This window comes from Amycolatopsis sp. NPDC003865 (assembly GCF_053605345.1).
The window spans coordinates 118,244-142,719 of record NZ_JBSGJA010000016.1; the positions used below are offsets into that span (position 1 = coordinate 118,244).

The following is a 24,476-nucleotide window of genomic DNA, read 5'->3' on the forward strand; positions in this document are numbered from 1 at the left end:
GGAGCAGAACCAGGTCAGGCGCGCGGCGCGGCGGTGCTGTCGCGCCGGGTGAGCCGGGGCCCGAGCAGCCGGACCTCCGGGGTGGTGTGGCCGGCGAGCCGGCGCATGGTCATTTCGACGGCCTGGGCCCCGACCTCCTCGGCCGGGATGGCGACCGTCGTCAGCGCGACCGGGTGCTGCTCGGCCATGGTGTCCGGGCAGACCGCGACGACGGAGATGTCCTCGGGCACCCGCAGGCCGCGGTGGCGCAGGTCCGACAGGAGCCCCGGCAGCACGGCCTCGTTGTGCACGACCAGGCCGGTGAGATCCGGGTCGGCGGCGAGCAGTTCGCCGACGCACGCGCTCACCGCTTCGTAGGAGTGGGCGCAGGGCCGGTTCGTCGCCCGCACGTCGCGGCTCTTCGCGGCGTCGTCGAACCCGCGCAGGAACCGCGTCGCGTAGCTCGTGCCGCGCCGGTAGACGGCGGGGGAGGGGCCGATCAGCGCGATCGAGCGGTGGCCGAGGTCGGCCAGGTGCGCGACGCACGCCGAGCCGGCGGCGGTGAAGTCCAGGTCCACGCAGCTCAGCCCGGCCGGGTGGTCGGGCACGCCGATGAGCACCACCGGCAGGTCGAGCGCGATGAGCATCGGCACGCGCGGATCGGCGGCTTCGACGTCCATCACCATCAGCGCGTCGGCGATCGCCGACGAGGCCACCCGCTGCAGTGCCGCGGGGCCTTCGTCCTTCGTGAGCAGCAGCAGGTCGTGGTCGTGCGCGCGGGCCGCGGTGACCGCCGAGGCGACGAATTCCATCACCACGGCGACGTTGAGGTCCGTGCGCAGCGGCACGACCAGCGCGAGCACGTTCGTCTTGCTGCTGGCCAGCGCCCGGGCACCCGCGTGCGGGTGGTAGCCGAGCTTGCGGATACTCTCCTCGACCAACCGCCGGGTCTTGGGCGAGATCGAGCGCTTGCCGCTGATCACGTACGACACCGTGCTGGGTGCCACGCCCGCCGCCGTCGCGACGTCGTTGATCGTGACCACGGGCGGCCTCCTGGGGACAGGGTGGGCGGAAGGGCCGTCGAAGCGCATCGACGATGGGACGAAGGTAGAAGACACCAGACCGAAACACAAGCAGTGATTTGCCGACCATGGGAATTCGATTCCCATTCGACGGACACTTCCGTGTCGAATTCGTCGAACGCCGCTGATAGCGGCTTCTTGCCCAGCTCAGCGGCCGATTTTGACGCTGGGCCGGATCGGCTGGGAGCGCACCCAGAAAGTCTTGACCGCGCGCTCACACCGCTGTAATAGTCGTCACCATCCTCACCTTCGACGCGAATGTTCCGCGCCGCACTGTCGAAACGATTCGACGATTCGGGAGGCCGTCCGTGCGCCAGTCCCCGCTCCGCCGCGCCCTCGTCCCGGTGGTGGCCGCCACCCTGCTGCTGGCGCCCGCGCCCGCGCTCGCGGCGCCCCCGCCGCCGTTCCGGGACCCGGCGCTGCCCCTCGCGACGCGGATCGGCGACCTGCTGTCCCGGCTGACCGCGGACGAGAAGATTTCGCTGCTGCACCAGTACGAACCGGCCATCCCGCGGCTGGGCATCGGGGTATTCAAGACCGGCACCGAAGCGCTGCACGGCGTCGCCTGGTCGACCGACTACGACGCCGGCGGCGCGGTGGTGAAGGCCGACGGCACGGTGTTCCCGCAGGCCATCGGCCTGGCCTCGACCTGGGATCCCGCGCTGGTGAAGCAGGTCGGCACGGCCGTCGGGCGGGAGGCGCGCGGCTTCAACGCGCGCAACCCGACGCTGTGGGGCCTCAACCTGTGGGCGCCGGTGGTCAACCTGTTGCGCGACCCGCGGTGGGGCCGCAACGAGGAGGGGTACTCCGAGGACGCGTACCTCACCGGTGAGCTCGCGACGGCGTACGGCCACGGCATCCAGGGCGACGACCCGCGCTACCTGCAGGCCGCCCCGACGTTGAAGCACTACCTGGCCTACAACAACGAAGTCCGTCGCGACACCAGCAACTCCTCGGTGCCGCCCAAGATCCTGCACGACTACGACGAGCAGGCGTTCGAGATCCCGCTGCGCGCGGGGGCGGCGAACGCCGTCATGCCGTCGTACAACCTGGTCAACGGGCGGCCGAACACCGTCAGCCCCGATCTCGGCGGCCTGCTGCGGAAGTGGGCGCCGCAGGACATCGCCGTCGTCAGCGACGCCGGTGCACCGTCCAACCTGGTCGACTCCGAGAAGTACTACGCCACCAAGGCCGAAGCCGACGCGGCGGCGATCAAGGCCGGGCTCGACAGCTTCACCGACAACGACACCAACGGCTCGATCACCGTCGAGGCGGTCAAGGAAGCGCTCTCCCGCGGGCTGCTGACGATGGCCGACGTCGAGAAGGCCGACCGGCACCTGCTCTCGCTGCGCTTCCGGCTCGGCGAGTTCGACCCGCCGGGCCGCAACCCGTACGCGAAGATCACGCCGGCGGTCATCGGCTCCCCGGAGCACCGGGCCCTCGCCCGCAAGGCGGCCGACGAGCAGGTCGTCCTGCTGCGCAACGACGCGAACGCCCTGCCGCTCGACCCGGCGAAGAAGAAGGTCGCCGTCGTCGGGCCGCTGTCCGACACGCTCTACGAAGACTGGTACAGCGGCGCGATGCCGTACCGCGTCACGCCGAAGCAGGGCATCGCGGAACGGCTCGGGACCGCGGTTTCCTCGTCCGAAGGCGTCGACCGGATCGCGTTGAAGGACCTCGCGACCGGCCGCTACCTGACCGCGCCCACCACACCCGGCAAGGTGACCGCGGGCGCGACGAGCGCGGGGACGGCGGAGTCCTTCGACGTCTACGACTGGGGCGCCGGCAAGAACACCCTGCGCGCGGCCGCGAACGGCAAGTTCCTCGGCTACTCCGGCGGCGCGCTGGTGAACGACGCCGACCAGCCCGCCGGCTGGTTCGTGCAGCAGCAGCTCAAGCTCGACCCGCAACCCGACGGCAGCTACGTGCTCGAGTACGCGGGCAACGAGGTCACCGAGCCGTGGTTCGGCCCGAACCGCTTCGCCGTCGTCGGCGCCGACGGGATCCTGACGATCGCGTCGCCGGACGCGGCGCACGCGACGAAGTTCGGCCGCGAGGTGCTCAGCAGCGGTGTCGCGTCGGCGGTCGCGGCCGCGACGGGCGCGGACACGGCGGTCGTCGTGGTCGGCAGCATGCCGTTCATCAACGGCCGGGAGGCGAACGACCGGACGAGCACCGAGCTCGCGCCGGGGCAGCGGGCGTTGGTCGAAGCCGTGCGGAAGGCGAACCCGCACACGGTGGTCGTGGTGGAGAACAGCTATCCGACGACCGGCTGGGACAGCCTGCCGGTGCCGGGGCTCGTCTGGACGAGCCACGCCGGCCAGGAGACCGGGCACGCGGTCGCGGACGTGCTGTTCGGCGACGTGAACCCGAGCGGGCGGCTCACCCAGACCTGGTACGCCTCCGACGCGGGCCTGCCGGGCATCCTCGACTACGACATCGCCAAGACCGGGATGACCTACCAGTACTACCGGGGAAAGCCGTTGTACCCCTTCGGGTACGGGCTCGGTTACACGAGCTTCCGGTACGGCGCGGTGCACGCGTCGCGGGCCGGTTCGTCCGTGCGGGTCGGCGTCGAGGTGACGAACACCGGCGGCCGCGCCGGGACCGAGGTCGTCCAGCTGTACTCGAAGGCGTCCGGGGTGCAGCGGTTGCGGGACTTCTCCCGCGTGACGCTTTCCCCGCACGAGACGCGGACAGTCCGGTTCGACGTCCCGGTGGCGGCGCTGGCGTCCTGGGACGTCTCACGCGGCCGGTCCGTGGTGGCGCAGGGCGTGTACGGCTTCGCCGTCGGCCGCAACGCATCGGAGGTGTCGGCGGCACAGCCGGTCTTCGTGCCGGGGGAGCGGGCCGAGCCCCGCGACCTGAGCCGTCCGACGGAGGCGCAGAACTTCGACGACTACGCGGGCACGACGTTGACGGACACGGCGAAGACCGCGGGCACGTCGGTCGCGGCGGTGGCGGGCAGCTGGCTGGCGTACCGCGACGTAGCGCTGAACGGCCCCACGCGGTTCACGGCGTCGGTGTCCACAGTGGAGCCGGCGCGGGTGGCGGTCCGCCTGGACTCGCCGACGGGCCGGGTCCTCGGCACGGCGGCGATACCGTCCACCGGGGACAGGTACGCGTACACGACGGCGACGGCCGCACTGGCCGGGGCGACCGGCCGGCACGACGTCTACCTCACCTTCGACGGACCGGTGAACGTGGCGACGTTCTCGCTGCGGTGACCCCTGCGTAGGATGTGGGTGCGGTTGGCGGAGGAGGTCGCGTGAGGAGCTGTGAGCCGTGCCGGGTGGGACCTGTGTCATAGGTGGTTGCGGTCGGCCGTGGAAGGCTCGAAGCCTTTGCTCACGGCACTACCAACGTCTCCTGAAACACGGCGACCCTCTGACAACGAGGTGGCACGATCCGGCCGACATGGCGCGGACCTGCCTTGCCTGCGGGGCCGACATCGCGCACAAGCGCAGCAATGCGGTGTACTGCAACCGGACCTGCAAGATGGCGGGCTGGCATACGCTCAACCGAGGGACACCCGAAGGCCGAGCTCGTGAGAAGACCCGCAACACCGGCCGTTACCGGCGTGAAGGCGATCATCGTCGGTCCCGCGCCAGAGCGTACTACCAGGACAACCGCGAATTGCGCATCCAGTACGCACGTGAGTGGCGTAAAGAGAATCCCCACCGACGTCGTGACCAGGCGGACAGACGGGCTCACCTGATGTTGACCAACCCGGGGTTCGTGCCGTTCGGCGAAGCGGAGTGGCAAAAGCTGCAGAGGCAGTACGGTTACCGCTGTGCTTACTGCAGCGTCCGTCCCGGCAAGCTGGAGAAGGACCATGTCGTCCCCTTGGCTCGGGGCGGCCGTCACGCCATCGCCAACATCCTTCCGGCCTGCAAGACCTGCAACATCTCGAAGTACGACTCTCTCCTCGTGGAATGGAGACTTCGCCGGTGATCAGGGTTTCCGGCCGACCCCGGCGTAGGGCAGGGTGTTGATGGCGGGGTCGTCGGACATGTCGCCGGCGCCCTCGGGCTTCCACATCGCGCAGCCGACCACGCCGGGGTCGACCACCTCGAAGCCGTCGAAGAAGGCGAGGACCTCGTCGTGGGTGCGGGGGACCGGCTGGTTCTGCTGGTTCTGGTTGCTCTTGTACACCTCGACCGCTTCGTCGAGCCGCGTCGACTCGGAGTCCGCCGCGACGTGCGTGACCGCCAGGAAGCTGCCCGGGGCGAGCCGGTCGCGGTAGCGGGCCACGATGCCCGCCGGGTCCCACGAGTCGGGCACGAAGTGCAGCAGCAGCAACATGAACACGCCGACCGGCTGGTCGAGGTCGAGCAGTTCGGCCGCGCCGTCGAAGATGTCGTTGGCGTCGCGCAGGTCGGCCTGCAGCACGGCGCAGCGCTCGTTGTCCTGCAGCAGCAGCCTGCTGTGCGCCACGGCCACGGACTCGCGGTCGACGTACACCACGCGGCACGACGGGTCGGCCTGCTGGACGATCTCGTGCAGGTTGCCGACGGTCGGGATGCCGGAGCCGATGTCGAGGAACTGCCGGACGCCGTTGCCGACCATGAACTTCGCGGCCCGGCGGAGGAACGCGCGGTTGAGGCGGGCCGCGTCGCGCACGCCCGGCATGATCTTGAGGATCTGCTCCCCGAGCGCGCGGTCGGCGGCGAAGTTGTGGTCGCCGTCGAGCCAGAAGTCGTACACCCGCGCCGGGTTCGGCACCGTGGTGTCGATCTCCGGCGGTACCCAGCTCAGCTCCCCGGTCACGGGACCTCCCACCCTCGCGCTCCTTGGAGTGGGGGAGTGTAGCGCCCTCATCCGTTCGTGTGGACCCGCCGTCGCGGCCCGCGTCGCCCGCTAAGGTGACGCCGTCACGAGGAGACGAGGCCATGACGAACGTCCCGGGCCGGTGGCCGGTGCTCGGGCACACGGTGCCCCTGCTGCGCGACCCGCTGAAGCTCTTCACTTCCCTCCCGGCGCACGGAGATGTCGTCGAACTCCGGCTCGGCCCGCTGCCGGTGCACGTGGTCACGACCCCGGAGCTGGCCTGGCGCGTGCTGGCCACCGACGCCGAGAAGTTCGACAAGGGCCTGGTCTTCGACAAGATGCGCCCGCTCTTCGGCGACGGGCTGGCCACCTCGAACGGCGAGCTCAACCGCCGCCAGCGGCGGCTGGTGATGCCCGCGTTCGGCCGGACGCGCATCGCGGGCTACGCCGACACGACGATCACGAAACTCGCCGACGAGCTGGCGAGCTCCTGGCGGCCCGGCGAGGTCGTCCAGTTCGACAAGCGGATGCAGGACCTCGTGCTCACCATCGCCGGCCAGACGCTCTTCTCCACCGCGCTCGGCGACGAAGCACTCTCGGAAATCCGGCGGTCGATCCCGATCATGCTGAAATACGTGCTGATCCGGGCGTTCTCTCCGAAATTCGTGGAGAAACTGCCGATCCCGGCGAACCGCCAGTTCGACGCCGCGGCCGCGCGGCTGCGCGAAGTGATCGGTGAAACCGTGATCACCGCCCGGAAGGAGGGAGCCGACCACGGCGACCTGCTGTCGATGCTGCTGCTGGCCCGCGACGAGGACACCGGCGAAGGCATGTCCGACCGGCAGGTGCACGACGAGGTCATCACCATCCTCACCACCGGCGCCGAGACGACCGCCGTCGCGCTGGCCTGGTTCTTCCACGAGCTCGGGCAGCACCCGGAGGTGGAGCGCCGCTTCCACGCGGAGGTCGACGAGGTCCTGGGCGGCCGGCCCGCGCGCTTCGAGGACCTGCCGGATCTGGTGTACACCCACCAGATCGTCAACGAGATCGTCCGCCGCACGCCGCCGCTCATCCTGATGCGCCGCGCCCGCGAGGACGTCGAACTGGGCGGGGTCACCATTCCCGCCGGCGGCGAAGTCGCGGTCAGCCAGCACACGCTGCACCGGGATCCGCGCTGGTTCCCGGACCCGGACCGCTTCGACCCGGACCGCTGGACACCCGGCGAGACCGCGGAACTGCCGAAGGGGGCGTACATCCCGTTCGGCGCCGGCGCGCGGCTGTGCCCGGGCCACGTGTTCGCGCCGACGGAGATCGGCATCGTCGCCGCCACGATCGGTGCGCGCTGGCGGCTGGTCCCGGTGCCGGGCAAGAAGGTCCGCGCCCAGCTCAAGGCGACCATGCAGCCGAACCGCCTGCCGATGACGGTGGTACCGCGCGGGACCTGACGGTGCCCGTTCGGCTACCAGGTGTAGTGTTCCGGAGTTCCTTCACCTGTCCGAGAGGGAGAACAGCGTGAAGCTGCCCGTCAAGGTGACGTCGGCCTTGTTCGCCTGTGGTGTTCTGCTCGCCTCACTGACCGCCGCGATGCCGGCCGAGGCCGCCGCCATTTCCTGCACCGACACGGACCTGCCGGTGAGCGGCCCCGGCCTGCCGCCGCTGGTCCCGGGTGCGCCGGCGACGGTGCACGGCCGGCTGTGCCTGCCGACGGGCGACGCCCCGGACACCGTCCAGCTGCTCGTGCACGGCGGGACGTACAACAGTGCGTACTGGGACCTGCCGTACGAGCCCGAGCGCTACTCCTACCAGCGCGACATGGCCGCACACGGCTACGCGACGTTCGCCGCCGACCAGCTCGGGGCCGGCGGCAGCAGCCACCCGCTCAGCCTGCCGCTGTCGGTCTGGGCGGCGGCCGAGTCGATGCACGAGGTGGTCGGGCACCTGCGCGCCGGCCGGGTGGGCGGCGTGCCGTTCGCGAAGGTCGTCATCGTCGGGCACTCGGTCGGGTCCGGCGTGGTCGCGGTCGAGGCGTCGACCTACCACGACGTCGACGGCGTGGTCCTCACCGGCATCACCCACCTGCCCGCCCTGCCGGTGCTGGTGCTCGGCGCGGCGCTCGGCCTGCAGCCGGCGCTGCTCGACGGGCAGCTCGGCTCGCTGGGCAGCGACCCGCTGTACTTCACGACGAAACCGGGCGCGCGGGCCGGGTTGTTCTACGCGGCCGGCGATTCCGACCCGGCCGTGATCGCCGCCGACGAGGCGACGAAGGACCAGGTTTCGGTGCCCGGGATGGGCACGGTCGCGTTGTTCGGGATCGTGCTCCCGGCGACGAAGGGAATTACCGTACCGGTTTTCCAGGTGGTGGGGGAAAAGGACGTCCTTTTCTGCGGGGTGCTCGCCCTGCGTGACTGTTCGGACGCGGACGTGCTGCGCGCGCAGGAGGCGCCGTATTACGCCGACCCGTCGAAGCTGTCGATGTACGTCCTCCCGGGTGCCGGGCATTCCGTTGCGTTGCACGAAAACGCCGCCGAGTACCGCGACGCCACCCGGTCGTGGTTGCGCGATCGCCTGGCGATCGCTCCGCAGGGTTATCACTCGATTGGATGAATGCTGTTTCGTGCGGCGGACACAATTTCGCGCCAAGATATATCGGCTACCCGACCGAAGCGTGAGTGAAACCCAGGACAGGCCGAGGTGACTGCTCCTCATCCCCGCGGTGACCACCCACGGAAGAGGCCGTCCGCCGAACGCGCGGCGAGACGGCTCGGCACGCTCGCGCGCAAATGGGGCTACCTGATCTCCACCACGGCGTACCTGCCGCACACGCCCGAGGAGATCGAACGCGAGCTGGCGGTGCTGCTCGGCAAGCTGTTCGAAGCGGTCGCGAGCGAGCCCGCGGACCTCGACGCGGCCGCCGCCGCGGGCGGGCGGCTCGTCGAGCTGCGCTGCGTGGGCGCCGACAGCCTGCGCCGCACCCTCGAGGTGCTCGGCAAGGCGCTGCTGCGCGAACCGGAACTGCGGCAGGTCGACGGGCTGGCCGAGCGGGTGGTGCTCGTGCTCGGCGCGCTCAGCTCGGGCTACGGCGAGATGCTGCGCGAAGACATCCAGAAGCGCCAGGAAGGCCTCAGCCGGGCGCTGCTCAAGGTCGAGCAGGAGACGCGGCAGAAGCAGGTCATCACGCGCGCGCAGTTCGAAGAGGTGTTCGCCGGCTCCGCCAGTGGCGTCGCGCTCACCGAGCTGGACGGCCGGGTGCTGCGCGCCAACGCGGCGCTCGCCAAGACCCTCAACCGCACCCCGGCCGAGATCGCGTCGATGACGCTCTTCGACCTCGTGCACCCCGACGAGGTCGAGCAGCTGCGGGAGTCCTACGGCGAACTGGTCGCCGGCCGGCTGCACCGGCTGCGCGTCGGACGCCGGCTCGTCGGCCGCGACGGCGAGCCGATGTGGGCGACCTTCGCCGCGTCCGTCGTGCGCGACGCGCTCGGCGCGCCCCGGCAGCTGATCACGATCGTCGACGACGACACCGAGGTGTCGCTGCTGCAGCGGCGGCTGTCCCACCAGGCCCTGCACGACGTGCTGACCGGGCTGCCGAACCGCCAGTTCTTCAGCACCCGCCTGGAAACCCTGCTGCGCGACGCCGACGCGTCCCGCGGCGTCACGCTGTTCCACCTCGACCTCGACGGCTTCTCGCACATCACCGGCGGGCTCGGCCAGGACCTGGGCGACCGGGTCCTGCGCGGCGTCGCGGCGAAGCTCAAGGCGGTGTTCGAGGGCGAGAAGGCCCTCGTGGCGCGCCTCGGCGGCGACGAGTTCGGCGTGCTGGTGCAGAACGCGGCCGAGACGCCGGGCGTGGTGACGCTCGTCCGGAAGATCACCCACGAGCTCGCGGAGCCGGAGTACGTGGACGGGCACCGCGGGGTCGCGGTCTCGGCCAGCATCGGCGTCGTCCACCGGCCGCCGCGGGACGTCACGCCGGCCGAGCTGCTGCGCGCGTCGGACCTGACGCTGCGCCGCGTCCAGCGGACCGGCAACCAGTGGGGCCTGTTCGACCGCGAGCTGGACCGCCGCGACCGCCACGACTTCGGCCTCGCCGCGGCGCTGGCGGGCGCCTGGGAGAACGGCGAGATCGAGGTCGGCTACCGCCCGCTGGTGGACGCGCGGGACGGCGCGGTGCGGGGGGTCGAGGCGCGGCTGCGGTGGAACCACCCGGCCGAAGGCGTCCTGCCGCACGAGACGTGCGTGCGCCTGGCGGGGGAGACGGGCTTGGCGCTGCCGCTGAGCACCTGGCTGCTGAAGACGGCGGCCGAGCGCGTCGTGGCCGCCCGCGTCACCGTGCCGCTCACCGTCGAGCTGGCCACGCACCAGGCCGCCGACCCCGAGCTGGTCGGCGAGATCCGCGGGGTGCTGGAGTCCACCGGCCTCGAGCCGGACCGGCTGCGGCCGGGTTTCCCGATGGCGTCGCTGTCGGCGGCCACCGGGGACGCGGCGGACAACCTCAAGGTGCTGGCCGAAATCGGCGTGAGCGCGGAGATCCACGAGTTCGGCGACGTCACGTGCCTGACCGAGTTCCCGGCCCGGGCGGTCCGGGTGGCGGCGCACATCGCGCAGCGACGCGAACACCCGCTGGTGGCGCACGCGCTGACGGCGCTGATCGACGCGGCCCACCTGGCCGGGGCGGAAGTCGCCGTGGCCGGGATCGCGACGGAGGAACAGGCCGGGTGGTGGCGCGACCGCGGCGCGGACCGGCTGTCCGGGCCGCTGTTCACCGGTTTGCCGGGCGGGCTGCCGTCCTGACGGGTCAGATCCGGACGAGCACCTCGTCGAGGGACTTGCGCCGCAGGTCCGGGACCACGCAGTCGTCGGCCGGGTAGCCGACCGGGATCACCGCGAACGCCTTTTCGTTGCGGGGCCGGCCGAGCAGCTCGCCGAGGAAGCGCATCGGCGACGGCGTGTGCGTCAACGCCGCCAGCCCGGCCACGTGCAACGCCGTCAGCAGCATGCCGACCGCGATGCCCACCGACTCGTCGACGTAGTAGTGCTTGCGGACGCCGCCGTCGCCGTCGAGGGCGAACCGCTGCTGGAACACGACGATCAGGTACGGCGCGTCGGTCAGGTGGGGCTTCACCGCGTCCGTGCCCAGCGGCCGCAGCGCGTCGAGCCACGCCTCGCCGAGCCGGCCGTCGTAGGAGATCCGTTCCTCCGCCTCGGCGGCCTCGCGAAGCCGCCGGCGGACTTCGGGATCGGTGACGAGGACGAACGTCCACGGCTGCTGGTGCGCCCCGCTGGGCGCCGTCGAAGCCACCGCGATCGCGTCGAGCACCGCGCGTTCGGGCACCGGGTCGGGGGAGAACATCCGGACCGACCGCCGCGCCTCCATCCGGTGCCGCAGCGCGGCGGCCCGGGCGAGCGCTTCGTCGTCGGGCAGCCGGGCGGGGCGGTAGGGAACCGGGTGGAAGGTCATGTCCGGATTGTGGCGGGAGACACGCGCCCGCAGCAGGGCCGAACGTACGATCCGCGTGATGAAGCGTCCGATATACGGACAGTAAGGTCATCCTTGCCTCGATTTTTACGCTGAATGGCGCAACAGAACTAGGCCGTTCGGTCCTGTCGCGCGAAGTGATCTCGTCATTACCCTCCAGTAGCAGACAGTGGTGCCGATCACAGTCGTTCCGGGAGGCTCTATGGCGTCGCGCGTCCGAGGACCCGGCTCCGAAGACCGGCGCGAACTGCGGCTCAGGCACATCGCCGGCTGCCTGTCCTGCACCCTCAAGTGCGGGTACTGCGGGCTGCCGGTACGGCTCACCGGACCGGGCGCGCACCCCGGCTACGGCGTGGTCGAAGAAGTCGGGGCGGAACTGGTGCTGCTGCACCGGTTCTGCCGCGGCGCGCTCGGCCGGTGCGGGACGCGGGGGTGCGTGCTGCGGCGCGCCCACCTCGGCCGCGCGACCGAGCAGTACGAAACCGGCCGCCGCCGTCCCGGGCGCTACCAGCGCCTCGGCGTCCGCCGGTCGGCCGACCTCGATCTGTACCGGAAACACTGGCGGGTCGCGAAGATGCGGTACGCGTGCAAGGCGTGCCGGTACTACACCGGCTCGCACTGAGCCGTTCCGTCCAGCACGTCACGGAGGACTCGTGCTCGTTCGTCTCATCCTCGGCCTGCTCATGACCGTCGTCGGCCTCGCCGTCGCCGGCAAGCGGGTGGCGTTCCTGTACCGGCTGATCAAGGCCGGCCAGCCGGACACCAAGCGGTCCGACGACCTCGGTGCCCGGCTCTTCGCGCAGGTGCGCGAGGTGTTCGGCCAGCGCAAGCTGCTGAAGTGGTCGGTGCCCGGCCTGGCGCACTTCTTCACGTTCTGGGGCTTCGTGATCCTCGCCTCGGTGTACCTCGAGGCGTACGGCGCGCTGTTCGACGAGAAGTTCGCCATCCCGTGGATCGGCCACTGGGCGGTGCTGGGCTTCCTGCAGGACTTCATCGCCGTCGCGGTGGCCGTCTCGCTCGGCGTCTTCACGGTCATCCGGATCCGGAACGCCCCCGAGCGCAAGGACCGCGCGTCGCGCTTCTACGGCTCGCACACCGGCGGCGCGTGGCTGATCCTCGTGATGATCTTCAACGTCGTCTGGACGATGTTCTTCTTCCGCGGCGCGTCCTCGGCGTCCGGCAACTTCCCGTACGACAACGGTGCGTACGTCTCGCTCGGCGTCGGGAACCTCCTGGAACCGCTCGGGCACTCGACGACCGAGGTGCTCGAGACGGTCGGCCTGCTGCTGCACATCGGCGTCATGCTGGTGTTCCTGTCGATCGTGCTCTACTCCAAGCACCTGCACATCTTCGTCGCGCCGATCAACGTCTCGGCGAAGCGGCTGCCGGACGCGCTCGGCCCGCTGCTGCCGATGGAGTCCGGCGGCAAGCCGATCGACTTCGAGGACCCGGGCGAGGACGACACGTTCGGCCGCGGCAAGATCGGCGACTTCACGTGGAAGGGCATGCTGGACTTCGCCACGTGCACCGAGTGCGGCCGCTGCCAGTCGCAGTGCCCGGCGTGGAACACCGGGAAGCCGTTGTCGCCCAAGCTCGTCATCATGAACCTGCGCGACAACCTGTTCGAAGAGGCGCCCTACATCCTCGCGGGCACCGAGCACGAAGAGGCGCGCCCGCTGGTCGGCCCCGAGGCCGACGGCGGCGTCATCGACCCCGACGTCCTGTGGTCGTGCACCACGTGCGGCGCGTGCGTCGAGCAGTGCCCGGTGGACATCGAGCACGTCGACCACATCGTCGACATGCGCCGCTACCAGGTGATGATCGAGTCGGCGTTCCCGACCGAGCTGGGCGGGCTGTTCAAGAACCTGGAGACCAAGGGCAACCCGTGGGGCCAGAACAACTCCGAGCGGCTGGCCTGGACGAAGGACCTCGGCTTCGACGTCCCGGTGTTCGACGGCGAGCTCGCGGAGGACGTGGAATACGTCTACTGGGTCGGCTGCGCGGGAGCGTTCGACGACCAGGCCCGCAAGACGGTCCGGGCGACGGCGGAGCTGCTGCACATCGCCGGCGTCAAGTACGTGGTGCTGGGCAAGGAGGAGTCCTGCACGGGCGACCCGGCGCGGCGCGCGGGCAACGAGTTCCTGTTCCAGATGATGGCCCAGCAGACGGCGGAGACCCTGAACGCGGTGTTCGAGGGCCGCGAGCCGCGGCTGCGCAAGATCGTCACGACGTGCCCGCACTGCCTCAACACGCTCGGGCGCGAGTACCCGGACCTGGACGGGCACTACGAGGTGGTCCACCACACGCAGCTGCTCAACCGCCTGGTCCGTTCCGGCGTGCTGACCCCGGTGGCACCGGTGGACGAGGGGCCGCGCGTGACGTACCACGACCCGTGCTACCTGGGCCGCCACAACAAGGTCTACACACCACCACGCGAGCTGGTAGGTGCGACGGGGGCAACGCTGGAGGAGATGCCCCGCCACGCGGACCGGGCCCTCTGCTGCGGCGCGGGTGGTGCGCGCATGTGGATGGAGGAACAGATCGGCAAGCGCATCAACCTGGAGCGCGTGGACGAGGCCATCGCGACCGAGGCTTCGACCATCGTCACGGGCTGCCCGTTCTGCCGGGTGATGTTGACGGACGGGCTGGTACAGCGGCAGAGCGAGCAGAAGGCGGAGAACGTCGACGTCCGCGATGTGGCGCAGCTGCTGCTGGAACGGGTGAAGACCCCGGAGGCGGCACCGAAGCCCTGACGAGTTCACCCGTTCGCCACCTATTTTCCCGCCACGGCCCGGCTCTGTTCCGAGCCGGGACGTGGTGGGAGGGGCGATGGAACAGCGAGCGACGATCGAGACGGTCGACGGTGCCGTGACGCGGCTGGACGTGCGGCGCGGCTCGTGGCTCGTCGGGCGTGCCCGCGAGGCGGACCTGAAGCTCTACTCGGACCGGGTGAGCCCGCGGCACGCCTGGCTCCGGCGCGACGCTCGCGGTACCTGGGTGTCCGACGCCGGTTCCCGCGCCGGCACCCTCGTCAACGGTGAGCCCCTCGCGCCGGGGCAGGCGCGGCTGCTGCGGGACGGTGACCGGGTGTCCTTCGGGCCGATCACCACCGTCTACTCGGACCTGCGCGCGGGCGGCGACGAGCCGGTGTTCGCCACCGTCCCCGCCGCCCGGACCGGCACGGTCGCGCTCGTCGCGGGGCCGGTCCTCTTCGTCGCCGGGTTCGGGATCGGGGCCGCGCGGGTGCTGCGGCACTTCGACGCCGGGCCCGAGCTCGGCCTCGGCCTGCTGGCCGCCGGACTGCTGGTGTCGGCGCTCGGAGTGGCGCGGGCGCGCCGGCGGAAGACGCGCCCGCGCCGGCCCTCATCCATCCACAGTGGACGCAGCCACAGTGGACGGTGACGGCGTCGCCGGGACCCGGCTGCCCAACTCCGCCGTGGGCACCCGGTACGTCTCCCGCGCCGTCGCCGCGGCTGCCGCCGCGACCACGCAGACCGCCGCCGTGAAGATCGCCACGCCCAGCCAGTCCTCCTTCGCCGAGCCGATCGCCGCCACCACGCTCGGGGCGAAGCCCGCCACCGCGAAGCCGATCTGGGTGCCGATCGCCATGCCCGACAGGCGAACCCGGGCCGTGAACATCTCGCCGTACAGCGACGGCCACACCCCGTTGACGCCCGAGTACGCCACGCCGAACAGCACGATGCCCAGCACGAACAGCAGCGCGTACGAGCCGATCGAAATCGACCACAGGTACGGGAAGATCAGCACCCCGCACAGCAGGCACCCGGTGATGAACACCGGTTTGCGCCCGACCCGGTCGGCCAAGCCGGCCAGCAGCGGGATCGCCGCCAGCGCCACGATGTTCGCGAGCACGCCGACCCACAGCATCGGCGTCCGGGCCAGGCCGATCGTGTTGACCGCGTAGCTCAGCGCGTACACCGTGAAGATCGTGCTCACCGACGCGATCGTCGCCGCGACGACCACGCGCAGCACGTCCGCCCAGTGGTGGCGGAACAGCACCGCCACCGGCAGCTTCGCGACCTCGGTGCGTTCGAACACCGGTGTCTCGTCGAGCTTGCGGCGGATGACGAACCCGACCACCACGACCGCCGCGCTGCACCAGAACGGCACCCGCCAGCCCCACGTCAGCAGCTGGTCCGCCGGCAGCGCCGCGACCGGCAGGAAGATCGCCGTCGCCAGGATCTGGCCGGCCTGCGTGCCGCTCAGCGTGAAGCTGGTGAAGTACGCGCGCCGGCGTTCCGGGGCGTGCTCGAGCGACATCGAGTTCGCGCCCGCCTGCTCGCCCGAGGCGGAAAGTCCCTGCAGCAGGCGGAGAACGACCAGCAGGACCGGGGCGAGCACGCCCGCCGTCCCGTACGTCGGCAGGCAGCCGACCGCGAACGTCGCCACGCCCATCAGCAGCAGCGTGAACACCAGGACCCGCTTGCGGCCGAAGCGGTCGCCGACGTGGCCGAGGACGAACGCCCCGACCGGCCGGGCGAGGTAGCCGACCCCGAAGGTGGCCAGGGCCAGCAGCGTGCCGGTCGCGGGGGAGGAGGCGGGGAAGAAGACCTTGTTGAACACCAGCGCGGCGGCGGTCCCGTAGATGAAGAAGTCGTAGTACTCGAGCGCGCTGCCGATCCAGGCGGCCAGCGCCGCCTTGCGGGGCATCGATCCGGTCACGGGGATGAGCTCCTGACGTCCGTGCTTCGTTGCTCAGAGTCGGCGGGGAAGCAATGTACGGTCTAGTTAGTTAATAGAGGGTGCGAGACGGGACCCCGGGTGTCAAGAGTGGGTTCCCGAGCGACGGGCGCGGGACCTCAGCGCACCGTCAGGTAGTCGATCACCAGGTCGCCGAGCATCGTGCGGTAGTGCTCGCGCCGGGCCGGGTCCAGCATGTCGCGGCCGAAGATCGCCTGGAACGTGTGCCGGTTCGCCAATCGGAACACGCAGAACGAGCTGATGATCATGTGGACGTCGAGCGCGTCGGCGTCGTCGCGGAAACGCCCGGCCGCGCGGCCGCGCTCGAGGACGAGCGTCAGCCCGCCGAGCGCCGGGTCGGCCAGCCCGGCCAGGATCTCCGACTGCGCCAGGTGCTCCGCGTTGTGGATGTTCTCGATGCTGACCAGCCGGATGAAGTCCGGGTTCGCCTCGTGGTGGTCGAAGGTCAGCGCGGCCAGCTGCCGCAGCGCGTCCTCGGGGTCCAGGTGCTCGACGTCGAGCCGGCGCTCCAGCGACCGGATCGTGGAGTACGCCTTCTCCAGCACGGCGATGTAGAGCTGTTCCTTGCCGCCGAAGTAGTAGTAGATCATCCGCTTGGTCGTGCTGGTGCGGGCGGCGATCTCGTCGACGCGGGCGCCGGTGTAGCCCTTGTCCGCGAACTCCCGCGTGGCCACCGCGAGGATGTCGGCGCGCGTGCGGTCCTTGTCGCGCTGGCGCTCGGCCTCCGACGATGGTGCGGCCACCGGGCTCCTTCCGCTGCAGGTCGACGGCCCCACTCTAGCCCAGCCCTTCCGTCTGGACGGCCGTCACGCTACCGTGAACGTACTAGTTCGTACATTAATCTGGAGGGCGACCGCGTGACCAGCTACCTGATCGGACTCGTCGGCACCGGCATCGGGCCGTCCGCCAGCCCGGCGCTGCACGAACGCGAGGCCGACGAGCTCGGCCTCCGCTACGTCTACCGCCTGCTGGACCTCGACGCGCTGCGCCGCCCGGTCGCCGACGTGCTGGCCGCGGCGCGGCTCGCCGGGTTCGACGGCCTCAACGTCACCCACCCGGCCAAGCAGGCGGTCCTGCCGCACCTCGACGAGCTGTCCCCGGAGGCCGCCGCGCTCGGCGCGGTCAACACCGTCGTGTTCCAAGGAGGCCGCGCGATCGGGCACAACACCGACGCGACCGGTTTCGCCCGCAGTCTCACCCGCGGCCTGCCGGACGTCCGGATGGACGAGGTCGTCCTGCTGGGCGCCGGGGGAGCGGGCGCCGCGGTGGCGCACGCGCTGCTGTCCCTGGGCACCGGCCGGCTCACCGTCCACGACGTCGACCGGGGGCGGAGCGAGAAGCTCGTCGACGCGCTGCGCCGGCGGTTCGGTGCCGGCCGGGCGGACACCGGCGACCTCGACGCCGTCCACCGCGCCGACGGCCTGGTGCACGCGACCCCAACCGGGATGGCCGCCCACCCCGGCTCGCCGCTCCCGGCGAGCCACCTGCGGCCGGACCTGTGGGTCGCCGACATCGTCTACCGCCCGCTGGAGACCGCGCTGCTGGCCGAAGCCCGCGCCCGCGGCTGCCGCGTGCTGCACGGCGGCGGCATGGTCGTGCTGCAGGCCGCCGAGTCGTTCCGGCTGTTCACCGGCGTGGAGCCGGATCCGGCGCGGATGCTGCGCCACTTCGACGCCCTCGAAGGGGAGGCCGCCCGTGCCGCCTGAACCACGGACCGCGATCGCCACCGTCTGCCTCTCCGGCACCCTCGAGGACAAGCTCGCCGCGGCCGCGGCGGCGGGGTTCGACGGCGTCGAGCTGTTCGAGAACGACCTCGTGGTCTCGCCCTCGAGCCCGGCCGAGATCCGCCGCCGCTGCGAAGACCTCGGCCTCTCGATCGAGCTCTACCAGCCGTTCCGCGACTTCGAAGCGGTCCCGCCGGACGTGCACGCGGCCAACCTGCGCCGCGCGCGGCACAAGTTCGACGTCATGGCCGAGCTCGGCGCGGACACCGTGCTGGTCTGCTCGTCCGTCTCGCCGGACGCGATCGACGACGACGAACTCGCCGCCGAGCAGCTGCACGCCCTGGCCGGTGCCGCGCACGAACGCGGGATGCGGATCGCCTACGAAGCACTGGCCTGGGGCCGGCACGTCAGCGGCTACGAACACGCATGGCGCATCGTGCGCCGCGCCGCGCACCCCGCCCTCGGCGTCTGCCTGGACAGCTTCCACATCCTGTCGAAGGGGCACGACCCGGCGCCGATCCGCGCGATCCCCGGCGACAAGATCTTCTTCCTGCAGCTCGCCGACGCGCCCGAGCTGCCGATGGACGTCCTGCCGTGGAGCCGCCACCACCGGCTCTTCCCCGGCCAGGGCGACTTCGACCTGACGGCGTTCACCGGGCACGTCCTGGCCGCGGGCTACCGCGGGCCGCTGTCCCTGGAGGTCTTCAACGACGTGTACCGGCAGGCCGACCCGCGTCCGGCCGCGGTCGACGCCATGCGGTCGCTGCTGGCGCTGCAGGACTCCCTCGGCGTCCGGGACATCCCGAGCGCGCCCGCCCTGACCGGTCACGCGTTCGCCGAGGTCGTCACCGACCCGGGTGCGGGCCGGGTCCTGGCGTCGCTGGGGTTCGCCCGCACCGGCGTCCACCGCACCAAGCCGGTCGAGCTGTGGGAGCAGGGCGACGCCCGCGTGGTGGTGAACGAGGGCGGCGCGGCCCACGGCGCCGTCGGGGCGGTGGCGCTGGCCAGCACCGATCCGGCCCGGTCGGCCCGCCGGGCGGAAGCCCTGCTCGCACCGGTCCTGCCGCGGGTGCGCGGCCCTCGTGAGGCGGATCTGGCCTCGGTCGCGGCGCCGGACGGCACCCAGGTCTTCCTCTGCGGCGACGACTGGCGCGACGACTTCGTGCCCACCGGCGAAGCGGCGGCGGGCGCGGGGATCCTCGGCATCGATCACGTGGCCCTGACCCAGCCCTTCGACCACTTCGACGAAGCCGCGCTGTTCTACCGGTCGGTGTTCGGGCTGACGCCGTCGCCGGTGGCCGAGTTCGCGGCGCCGTTCGGGCTGGTGCGCAGCCGCGCGGTGGCGGCGGGGGAGGTCCGGCTGACGCTGGACAGCGCCCTGGTCCGCCGCGGCGGCTGGGCGCCGGCGGTCCCGGAACCGCAGCACGTGGCGTTCGCCTGCGCGGACGCGCTCGCGGCGGCCGTGGCGATGCGGGCCGCCGGTGCGCCGCTGCTGGCGATCCCGGCCAACTACTACGACGACCTCGAAGCGCGCCTGGACCTGCCGCCCGAGCGGCTGGCCGCGCTGCGGGAGCATTCGGTGCTGCACGACCGTGACGCCCACGGGGAGTTCCTGCACTTCTACACGGCGCTGGCCGGTGCGCGGGTGTTTTTCGAGGTCGTGCAGCGGATCGGCGGGTACCGCGGGTACGGGGTGGTCAACGCCCCGGTGCGGATGGCCGCCCACCGCGCGCTCCGGGGTGCCGGCGCGCCCGCGGCAACGGTGGTGTGAGCACGCCGTACCGGCGAAAACCGCACGACGCGCGTGACTGCCGCCCCGGGAAGCCTTTCCCGGGGCGGTTTTCGTCGTGCGGCCGAGGCGCGGTCACCCGGGTTTTCCGCTTCCCTGCGGTGAAAAACGGCCCGGACACCTTCCTATCAGGACGACTTCTGCCGCCCGTTCGTCGGTCCCCGGTAACCGTCCGGCTACTCGGCGTACAACTCCCGGGTGGGTTTACAACGTTCCGGCAACCGCCTTGACACCGCCTGTGGTACGTACCACTCTAACCCCAACATTGGTCTACACCATTTGGGGCGCCCGGCCGCGGTGGCCGGGCATGGAAAGGACGGCATCGAGTGAAACGCTGGCTCAAGCTGGCGGCGGGCGCCGCCGCACTCACCCTCGCGACCGCCGGCTGCGCGGGTTCCAGCGGCTCGGACACGGCCGCTTCGTCGAGCGGCGCTCCCGCGCAGCTCAGCGGCACGGTCACGGTCTGGCTGATGACGGGCTCCGCGCCCAGCACGCTGACCGACGCGCTCAACAAGGAGTTCGAGACCGCGCACCCCGGCGTCAAGGTCAAGTACGAAATCCAGCAGTGGGACGGCATCCAGCAGAAGCTGACCACCGCGCTGGCCGGCGGCACCCCGCCCGACGTCATCGAGGTCGGCAACACGCAGACGCCGGCCTTCGCGTCGCAGGGCGTCCTCACCGACCTGTCGGGTGACAAGGACGGCTTCAACGGCGCGCAGTGGCTGAAGGGCCTCGCGGCGTCCGGCGAGTACGACGGCAAGACCTACGGCGTCCCGTTCTACGCGGCCAACCGCGAGGTCATCTACCGCAAGGACATGTTCGAGCAGGCCGGCGTCACCAAGGCGCCGACGTCGAACGACGAGTGGCTCGACGCCATCACCAAGCTGAAGACGAAGTTCGGCTCCGACCCCGACTTCCAGGCGCTCTACCTGCCGGGCCAGAACTGGTACTCGCTGCTGTCGTTCATCTGGGACAACGGCGGTGACATCGCCAAGGCCGACGGCAAGAGCTTCAAGTCGACCCTCGACACCCCCGAGGCCAAGGCCGGCCTGGAGTTCTACAAGAAGCTCGTCGACACCTCCGGCACCAAGGCCCCGAAGGACGCCGACGAGGCCAAGCCGCAGCAGGCGACCGTCTACGGCGCCGGCAAGGTGGCCATGATGATCGGCCTCCCGTGGGAGCTCGCGACCGCGGCCAAGACCGACGCCAGCCTGACCGGCAAGACCGGCGCGTTCGCGATCCCGAGCAAGACCGCGGGCCAGAGCGCCCCGGTGTTCCTCGGCGGCTCCAACCTGGCCATCCCGGCCAACAGCAAGAACGTGGCCGCGGCCAAGGAGTACATCAAGCTGCTCTCCAGCGCGAAGTACCAGGGCCAGCTCGCCGCCGCCGGCGTCGTGCCCGGCACGTCGACCGACACCACCGGCCTCGACAAGGACCCGCTCGGCAGCGTCATGGCGAAGGCGTCGGCCAACGGCAAGGCCGTCCCGGCCAGCCCGAAGTGGGGCGACGTCGAGTCCGGCCAGAACCCGATCAAGGACATGCTGACCGCGTACCTGACCGGCAAGAAGACGCTCGACCAGGCGACCGCCGACGCCAACGCAGCGCTCGACAAGCTCATCGGCGGATGACGGCGACCGCGAACATCACGATGCCGGCGGGGGCGACCCCGCCGGCATCGGCGCGGGAGCCGGGAGCCCCCAAGCGCCGGAAGGGCCGGTTCGGCGACCGGATCCTCCCGTACCTGCTCCTGCTCCCCGCCCTGGCCGCCATCCTGGTCCTGCTCGCCTGGCCGCTGGTCCAGGTGCTCGGGATCAGCCTCCGCAAGCTCGACATCGGCGAGCTCGTCTCCGGCAAGACCGTCTGGGTCGGGTTCGACAACTACACGAACACGCTTTCGGACCCGGAGTTCTGGACGGTCACCGTCCGGACCCTGGTCTTCACCGCCGCGATCGTGGCCGCCACCATCCTCGGCGGCCTGCTGCTCGCGGTGCTCATGCGCCACCTCGGGCCGGTCGTGCGGATCATCGTGCAGGTCACGCTGGTGCTCGCCTGGGCGACACCGGTGATCGCGACGACCACGGTGTTCCAGTGGATCTTCGACGAGCAGTACGGCATCCTCAACAAGACCCTCGACCGCCTCGGGTTCCACGGCTTCATCGGCTTCTCGTGGTTCTCCAGCGGGGCCAGCACGCTGTCGGTCATCGGGCTGCTCATCGTGTGGCAGGCCGTGCCGTTCGTGACGTTCTCGCTGTACGCGGGCATCATCGGCGTCCCGCGCGAGCAGTACGAGGCCGCCGGCATCGACGGCGCCGGGCCGTGGCAGACGTTCCGCGCGGTCACCTGGCCCGCGATCCGGCCGATCACCACCATGGTGACGTTCCTGTCGGTGCTGTGGGACTTCAACGCGTTCGCCCAGATCTGGGCGATCCGCGAGGGCGGTCCCGACGGCGAGAGCACCACGCTGGCCGTGGTCCTGTACCTCAAGGGCATCGCGGGCAACCACTTCGGCGCGGCGGGCGCGATCGCGACCCTGATGCTGATCGTGCTCGCGCTCATCACCGGGCGGTACATCCAGCTGCTGGTCCGGACCCCGGAAGGTGATCTCAAGTGAGGAAATCGCTGCCGCAGCGGATCGCGCTGTCGGTCGTCGGCGTGCTCGTCGCGCTGCTGATCGTCTTCCCGACGTACTGGATGTTCGTCACGTCGCTGCGCACGCCCGGCGAGATCCTCTCGCCGAAGTACGACCTGATCCCGACGTCGTTCTCGTTCGGCAACTTCACCACGGCGCTGGGCAAGGACAACTTCCCGGTCTACCTGATGAACAGCCTGATCGTCACGGTCGGGTCGGTGCTGTGCGCGCTGGTCGCCGGAACGCTGGCGGCGATCCCGCTCTCGCGGCTGCGGTTCACCGGCCGCAAGGGGTTCCTGGTGCTGGTCATGGTGGCGCAGCTGGCCCCGGTGTCGGCGCTGTTCATCCCGCTGTTCCTGCTGATGCGGGACGCCGGGCTGCTCAACACGCTGCCGTCGCTGCTGCTGATCTACTTCGCGACCACGCTGCCGTTCACGGTCTGGATGCTCTACGGCTTCGTCAACGGGATCCCGTACGAGCTGGAGGAGGCCGCGATGATCGACGGCTGCAGCCAGACCGGCGCGTTCCGCCGGGTGACGCTGCCGCTGCTCGGGCCGGGACTGGTCACCACGTCGGTGTTCAGCTTCATCACGGCGTGGAACGAGTACCTGTTCGCGCTGGTGTTCATCCAGGACAAGCCGAAGGAGACGCTGCCGGTGTGGCTGGCGTCGTTCCGCACGGCGTTCGCCACCGACTGGGGCGGCGTCATGGCCGCGTCGGTCATCTACGCGATCCCGGCGCTGGTGTTCTTCCTGCTCGTGCAACGCAAGCTGGTGTCCGGCGCGACCGCCGGCGCGGTGAAGGGGTAGCGGGTGACCACACCGGAGAAGCTCGCCGAAGCCGTTCTCCTGCCCGGGTTCGCCGGGACCACCGCGCCGGGCTGGCTGCGCCGCCGCGTCGCCGACGGCCTGGGCGGGGTCGTGCTGTTCGGCCGCAACGTCGTCGACGACGAGCAGGTGGCCGCGCTCACCGCGCAGCTGCGGGGCGAGCGGGACGGTGTCGTGGTCGGGATCGACGAGGAGGGCGGCGACGTCACCCGCCTCGACGTGAACACCGGGTCGTTCGTGCCGGGCCCGCTGGCCCTCGGCGCGGCCGACGACCCGGAGCTGACCACGGCGGTCGCCGCCGCGCTCGGCGAGCGGCTCGCGGCCTGCGGCGTCACGCTGAACCTGGCACCGTGCGCGGACCTGACCCTGGCGGCCGAGGACCCGATCATCGGCGTCCGGGCGTTCGGGTCCGACCCGGCGAAGGCGTCGCCGCACGTCGCGGCCTACGTGACGGGCCTGCAGAAGTACGGCGTCGCGGCCTGCGCCAAGCACTTCCCCGGCCACGGCGCCGCGACCGAGGACTCGCACGTGGCGCTGCCGGTGCTGCCGCGCACGGTCGAAGAGCTGCGGGAGATCGAGCTGGTCCCGTTCGCCGCGGCGATCCGGGCCGGGGTGCGCTCGGTGATGTCGGGCCACCTGGTGGTCCGGGCCTGGGGCGAGGAACCCGCCACGCTCAACCGCGTCGCGCTCACCGACGTCCTGCGCGGCGAGCTGGGGTTCACCGGCGCGGTGATCACCGACGCGTTGGAGATGGGCGCGGTGTCGGGCGCGTACGGCAAGCACGACGGCCTTGGCCGCTCGGCCGTGCGGGCACTGGCCGCGGGCGCGGACGCGCTGTGCCTCGGCGGCGCGGCGTTCGAAGCCGAGCACCTGGACGCGTGCGTGTCGGCGATCGTCGCCGCGGTCGCGGCGGGGGAGCTGCCTCTGGAACGGCTGGAAGAGGCGGCTTCGCGGACGGCGGCGCTGGGCACCGACCCGGCGCCGGCGTCGGTGAGCCCGGTCGATCGCCGCCTGGGGCTCGAGGCGGCCCGGAAGGCCCTGCGCGTCCAGGGTTCGCCGAAGCTGGCCGGGCCGCCGCTGGTGGTCGACGTCCAGACCGAGCCGACGATCGCGGCGGGGCCGATGCCGTGGGGCCTCGGCGCGCACCTGGCCGAGCTGGTGCCGGGAACGCGGACGCTGACGGCGACACCGGACGACGCGGCCGCGATCCTCGAGGCGGCACGGGAGGTCCGCAGCGTCGTGGTGGTGACCCGGGAGGCGCACCGCCACCCGCGGGTGCGCGAGCTGCTGGCCGCGCTGTCCACAGTGGACTACATCAGGGTGGAGACGGGGGTACCGGGACCGCCCGACGGGGACGGTCCGCGGATCGACACGTTCAGCGGCTCGTACGTCAGCCTGCGCGCGGCGGCCGAGTACCTGGCCTGATCCCGCCTTTCGGCGAAGCCCCGCTTTCCGGCGGGGCTTCGTCCGTTCCCGGC

At 71.3% G+C, this 24,476-nt stretch carries 19 protein-coding genes; 14 read left to right on the top strand and 5 right to left on the bottom strand.

Features of this window, described 5'->3' with window-relative positions:
- Positions 1–14 precede the first annotated feature (14 nt).
- Positions 15–1,022: a LacI family DNA-binding transcriptional regulator gene (locus ACWEVP_RS32955; RefSeq protein ID WP_452066461.1), complete on the bottom strand. Its 1,008-nt coding sequence runs from the start codon at positions 1,020–1,022 to the stop codon at positions 15–17.
- Between the two features lie 347 nt (positions 1,023–1,369).
- On the opposite strand from ACWEVP_RS32955, the gene ACWEVP_RS32960 reads away from it, so the two are divergent.
- On the top strand, positions 1,370–4,288 hold the full coding sequence (locus ACWEVP_RS32960; protein WP_452066462.1) for a glycoside hydrolase family 3 C-terminal domain-containing protein: 2,919 nt from the start codon (positions 1,370–1,372) through the stop codon (positions 4,286–4,288).
- Positions 4,289–4,478: 190 nt separating this feature from the next.
- Positions 4,479–5,015 carry an HNH endonuclease gene (locus ACWEVP_RS32965; protein ID WP_452066463.1) on the top strand — a complete coding sequence of 179 codons (537 nt, stop codon included), beginning with the start codon at positions 4,479–4,481 and terminating at the stop codon, positions 5,013–5,015.
- Here the strand turns inward: ACWEVP_RS32965 and ACWEVP_RS32970 are convergent, their stop codons facing one another.
- Positions 5,016–5,831 carry an SAM-dependent methyltransferase gene (locus tag ACWEVP_RS32970; RefSeq protein WP_452066570.1) on the bottom strand — a complete coding sequence of 272 codons (816 nt, stop codon included), beginning with the start codon at positions 5,829–5,831 and terminating at the stop codon, positions 5,016–5,018.
- A gap of 122 nt (positions 5,832–5,953) precedes the next feature.
- On the opposite strand from ACWEVP_RS32970, the gene ACWEVP_RS32975 reads away from it, so the two are divergent.
- From ACWEVP_RS32975 to ACWEVP_RS32985, 3 genes are all read left to right on the top strand, one after another.
- The gene (locus ACWEVP_RS32975; RefSeq protein WP_452066464.1) at positions 5,954–7,276 is read left to right on the top strand and encodes a cytochrome P450; all 1,323 of its coding nucleotides are present in this window, start codon (positions 5,954–5,956) and stop codon (positions 7,274–7,276) included.
- A 67-nt stretch (positions 7,277–7,343) separates the two neighbouring features.
- Positions 7,344–8,435 (top strand): alpha/beta hydrolase, encoded by a 1,092-nt coding sequence (locus ACWEVP_RS32980; RefSeq protein WP_452066465.1) that lies wholly within the window; start codon positions 7,344–7,346, stop codon positions 8,433–8,435.
- 87 nt (positions 8,436–8,522) lie between these two features.
- On the top strand, positions 8,523–10,622 hold the full coding sequence (locus tag ACWEVP_RS32985) for a putative bifunctional diguanylate cyclase/phosphodiesterase (RefSeq protein ID WP_452066466.1): 2,100 nt from the start codon (positions 8,523–8,525) through the stop codon (positions 10,620–10,622).
- 4 nt (positions 10,623–10,626) lie between these two features.
- Here ACWEVP_RS32985 and ACWEVP_RS32990 read toward each other — a convergent pair whose 3' ends face one another.
- Positions 10,627–11,289 (bottom strand): nitroreductase family protein, encoded by a 663-nt coding sequence (locus tag ACWEVP_RS32990; RefSeq protein ID WP_452066467.1) that lies wholly within the window; start codon positions 11,287–11,289, stop codon positions 10,627–10,629.
- 220 nt (positions 11,290–11,509) lie between these two features.
- On the opposite strand from ACWEVP_RS32990, the gene ACWEVP_RS32995 reads away from it, so the two are divergent.
- From ACWEVP_RS32995 to ACWEVP_RS33005, 3 genes are all read left to right on the top strand, one after another.
- The gene (locus ACWEVP_RS32995) at positions 11,510–11,929 is read left to right on the top strand and encodes a hypothetical protein (RefSeq protein WP_400874874.1); all 420 of its coding nucleotides are present in this window, start codon (positions 11,510–11,512) and stop codon (positions 11,927–11,929) included.
- Between the two features lie 31 nt (positions 11,930–11,960).
- Positions 11,961–14,060, top strand: coding sequence for a (Fe-S)-binding protein (locus ACWEVP_RS33000; RefSeq protein ID WP_452066468.1), 2,100 nt, complete (start codon positions 11,961–11,963; stop codon positions 14,058–14,060).
- Positions 14,061–14,136: 76 nt separating this feature from the next.
- Positions 14,137–14,709: an FHA domain-containing protein gene (locus tag ACWEVP_RS33005; RefSeq protein ID WP_452066469.1), complete on the top strand. Its 573-nt coding sequence runs from the start codon at positions 14,137–14,139 to the stop codon at positions 14,707–14,709.
- Here the strand turns inward: ACWEVP_RS33005 and ACWEVP_RS33010 are convergent.
- Positions 14,671–15,990 (bottom strand): MFS transporter, encoded by a 1,320-nt coding sequence (locus tag ACWEVP_RS33010; protein ID WP_452066470.1) that lies wholly within the window; start codon positions 15,988–15,990, stop codon positions 14,671–14,673. The two genes, ACWEVP_RS33005 and ACWEVP_RS33010, sit on opposite strands and share 39 nt — an antisense overlap.
- Positions 15,991–16,127: 137 nt before the next feature.
- Complete coding sequence (locus ACWEVP_RS33015; RefSeq protein WP_452066471.1) at positions 16,128–16,772, bottom strand: TetR/AcrR family transcriptional regulator; 645 nt, start codon at positions 16,770–16,772, stop codon at positions 16,128–16,130.
- Between the two features lie 114 nt (positions 16,773–16,886).
- On the opposite strand from ACWEVP_RS33015, the gene ACWEVP_RS33020 reads away from it, so the two are divergent.
- From ACWEVP_RS33020 to ACWEVP_RS33045, 6 genes are all read left to right on the top strand, one after another.
- Positions 16,887–17,735 carry a shikimate dehydrogenase gene (locus ACWEVP_RS33020; RefSeq protein WP_452066472.1) on the top strand — a complete coding sequence of 283 codons (849 nt, stop codon included), beginning with the start codon at positions 16,887–16,889 and terminating at the stop codon, positions 17,733–17,735.
- A complete protein-coding gene (locus ACWEVP_RS33025) occupies positions 17,725–19,524 on the top strand; it encodes a TIM barrel protein (RefSeq protein ID WP_452066473.1) in 1,800 nt (599 codons plus the stop codon). The genes ACWEVP_RS33020 and ACWEVP_RS33025 overlap by 11 nt, the downstream gene beginning before the upstream one ends.
- A 344-nt stretch (positions 19,525–19,868) precedes the next feature.
- Positions 19,869–21,170: a sugar ABC transporter substrate-binding protein gene (locus ACWEVP_RS33030; RefSeq protein ID WP_452066474.1), complete on the top strand. Its 1,302-nt coding sequence runs from the start codon at positions 19,869–19,871 to the stop codon at positions 21,168–21,170.
- Positions 21,167–22,153 carry a carbohydrate ABC transporter permease gene (locus ACWEVP_RS33035; protein WP_452066475.1) on the top strand — a complete coding sequence of 329 codons (987 nt, stop codon included), beginning with the start codon at positions 21,167–21,169 and terminating at the stop codon, positions 22,151–22,153. The genes ACWEVP_RS33030 and ACWEVP_RS33035 overlap by 4 nt, the downstream gene beginning before the upstream one ends.
- Positions 22,150–22,980 carry a carbohydrate ABC transporter permease gene (locus ACWEVP_RS33040; protein ID WP_452066476.1) on the top strand — a complete coding sequence of 277 codons (831 nt, stop codon included), beginning with the start codon at positions 22,150–22,152 and terminating at the stop codon, positions 22,978–22,980. The genes ACWEVP_RS33035 and ACWEVP_RS33040 overlap by 4 nt, the downstream gene beginning before the upstream one ends.
- Positions 22,981–22,983: 3 nt before the next feature.
- Positions 22,984–24,423, top strand: a complete 1,440-nt coding sequence (locus ACWEVP_RS33045; protein ID WP_452066477.1) for a glycoside hydrolase family 3 protein — start codon at positions 22,984–22,986, stop codon at positions 24,421–24,423.
- The last annotated feature ends 53 nt before the right edge of the window (positions 24,424–24,476 follow it).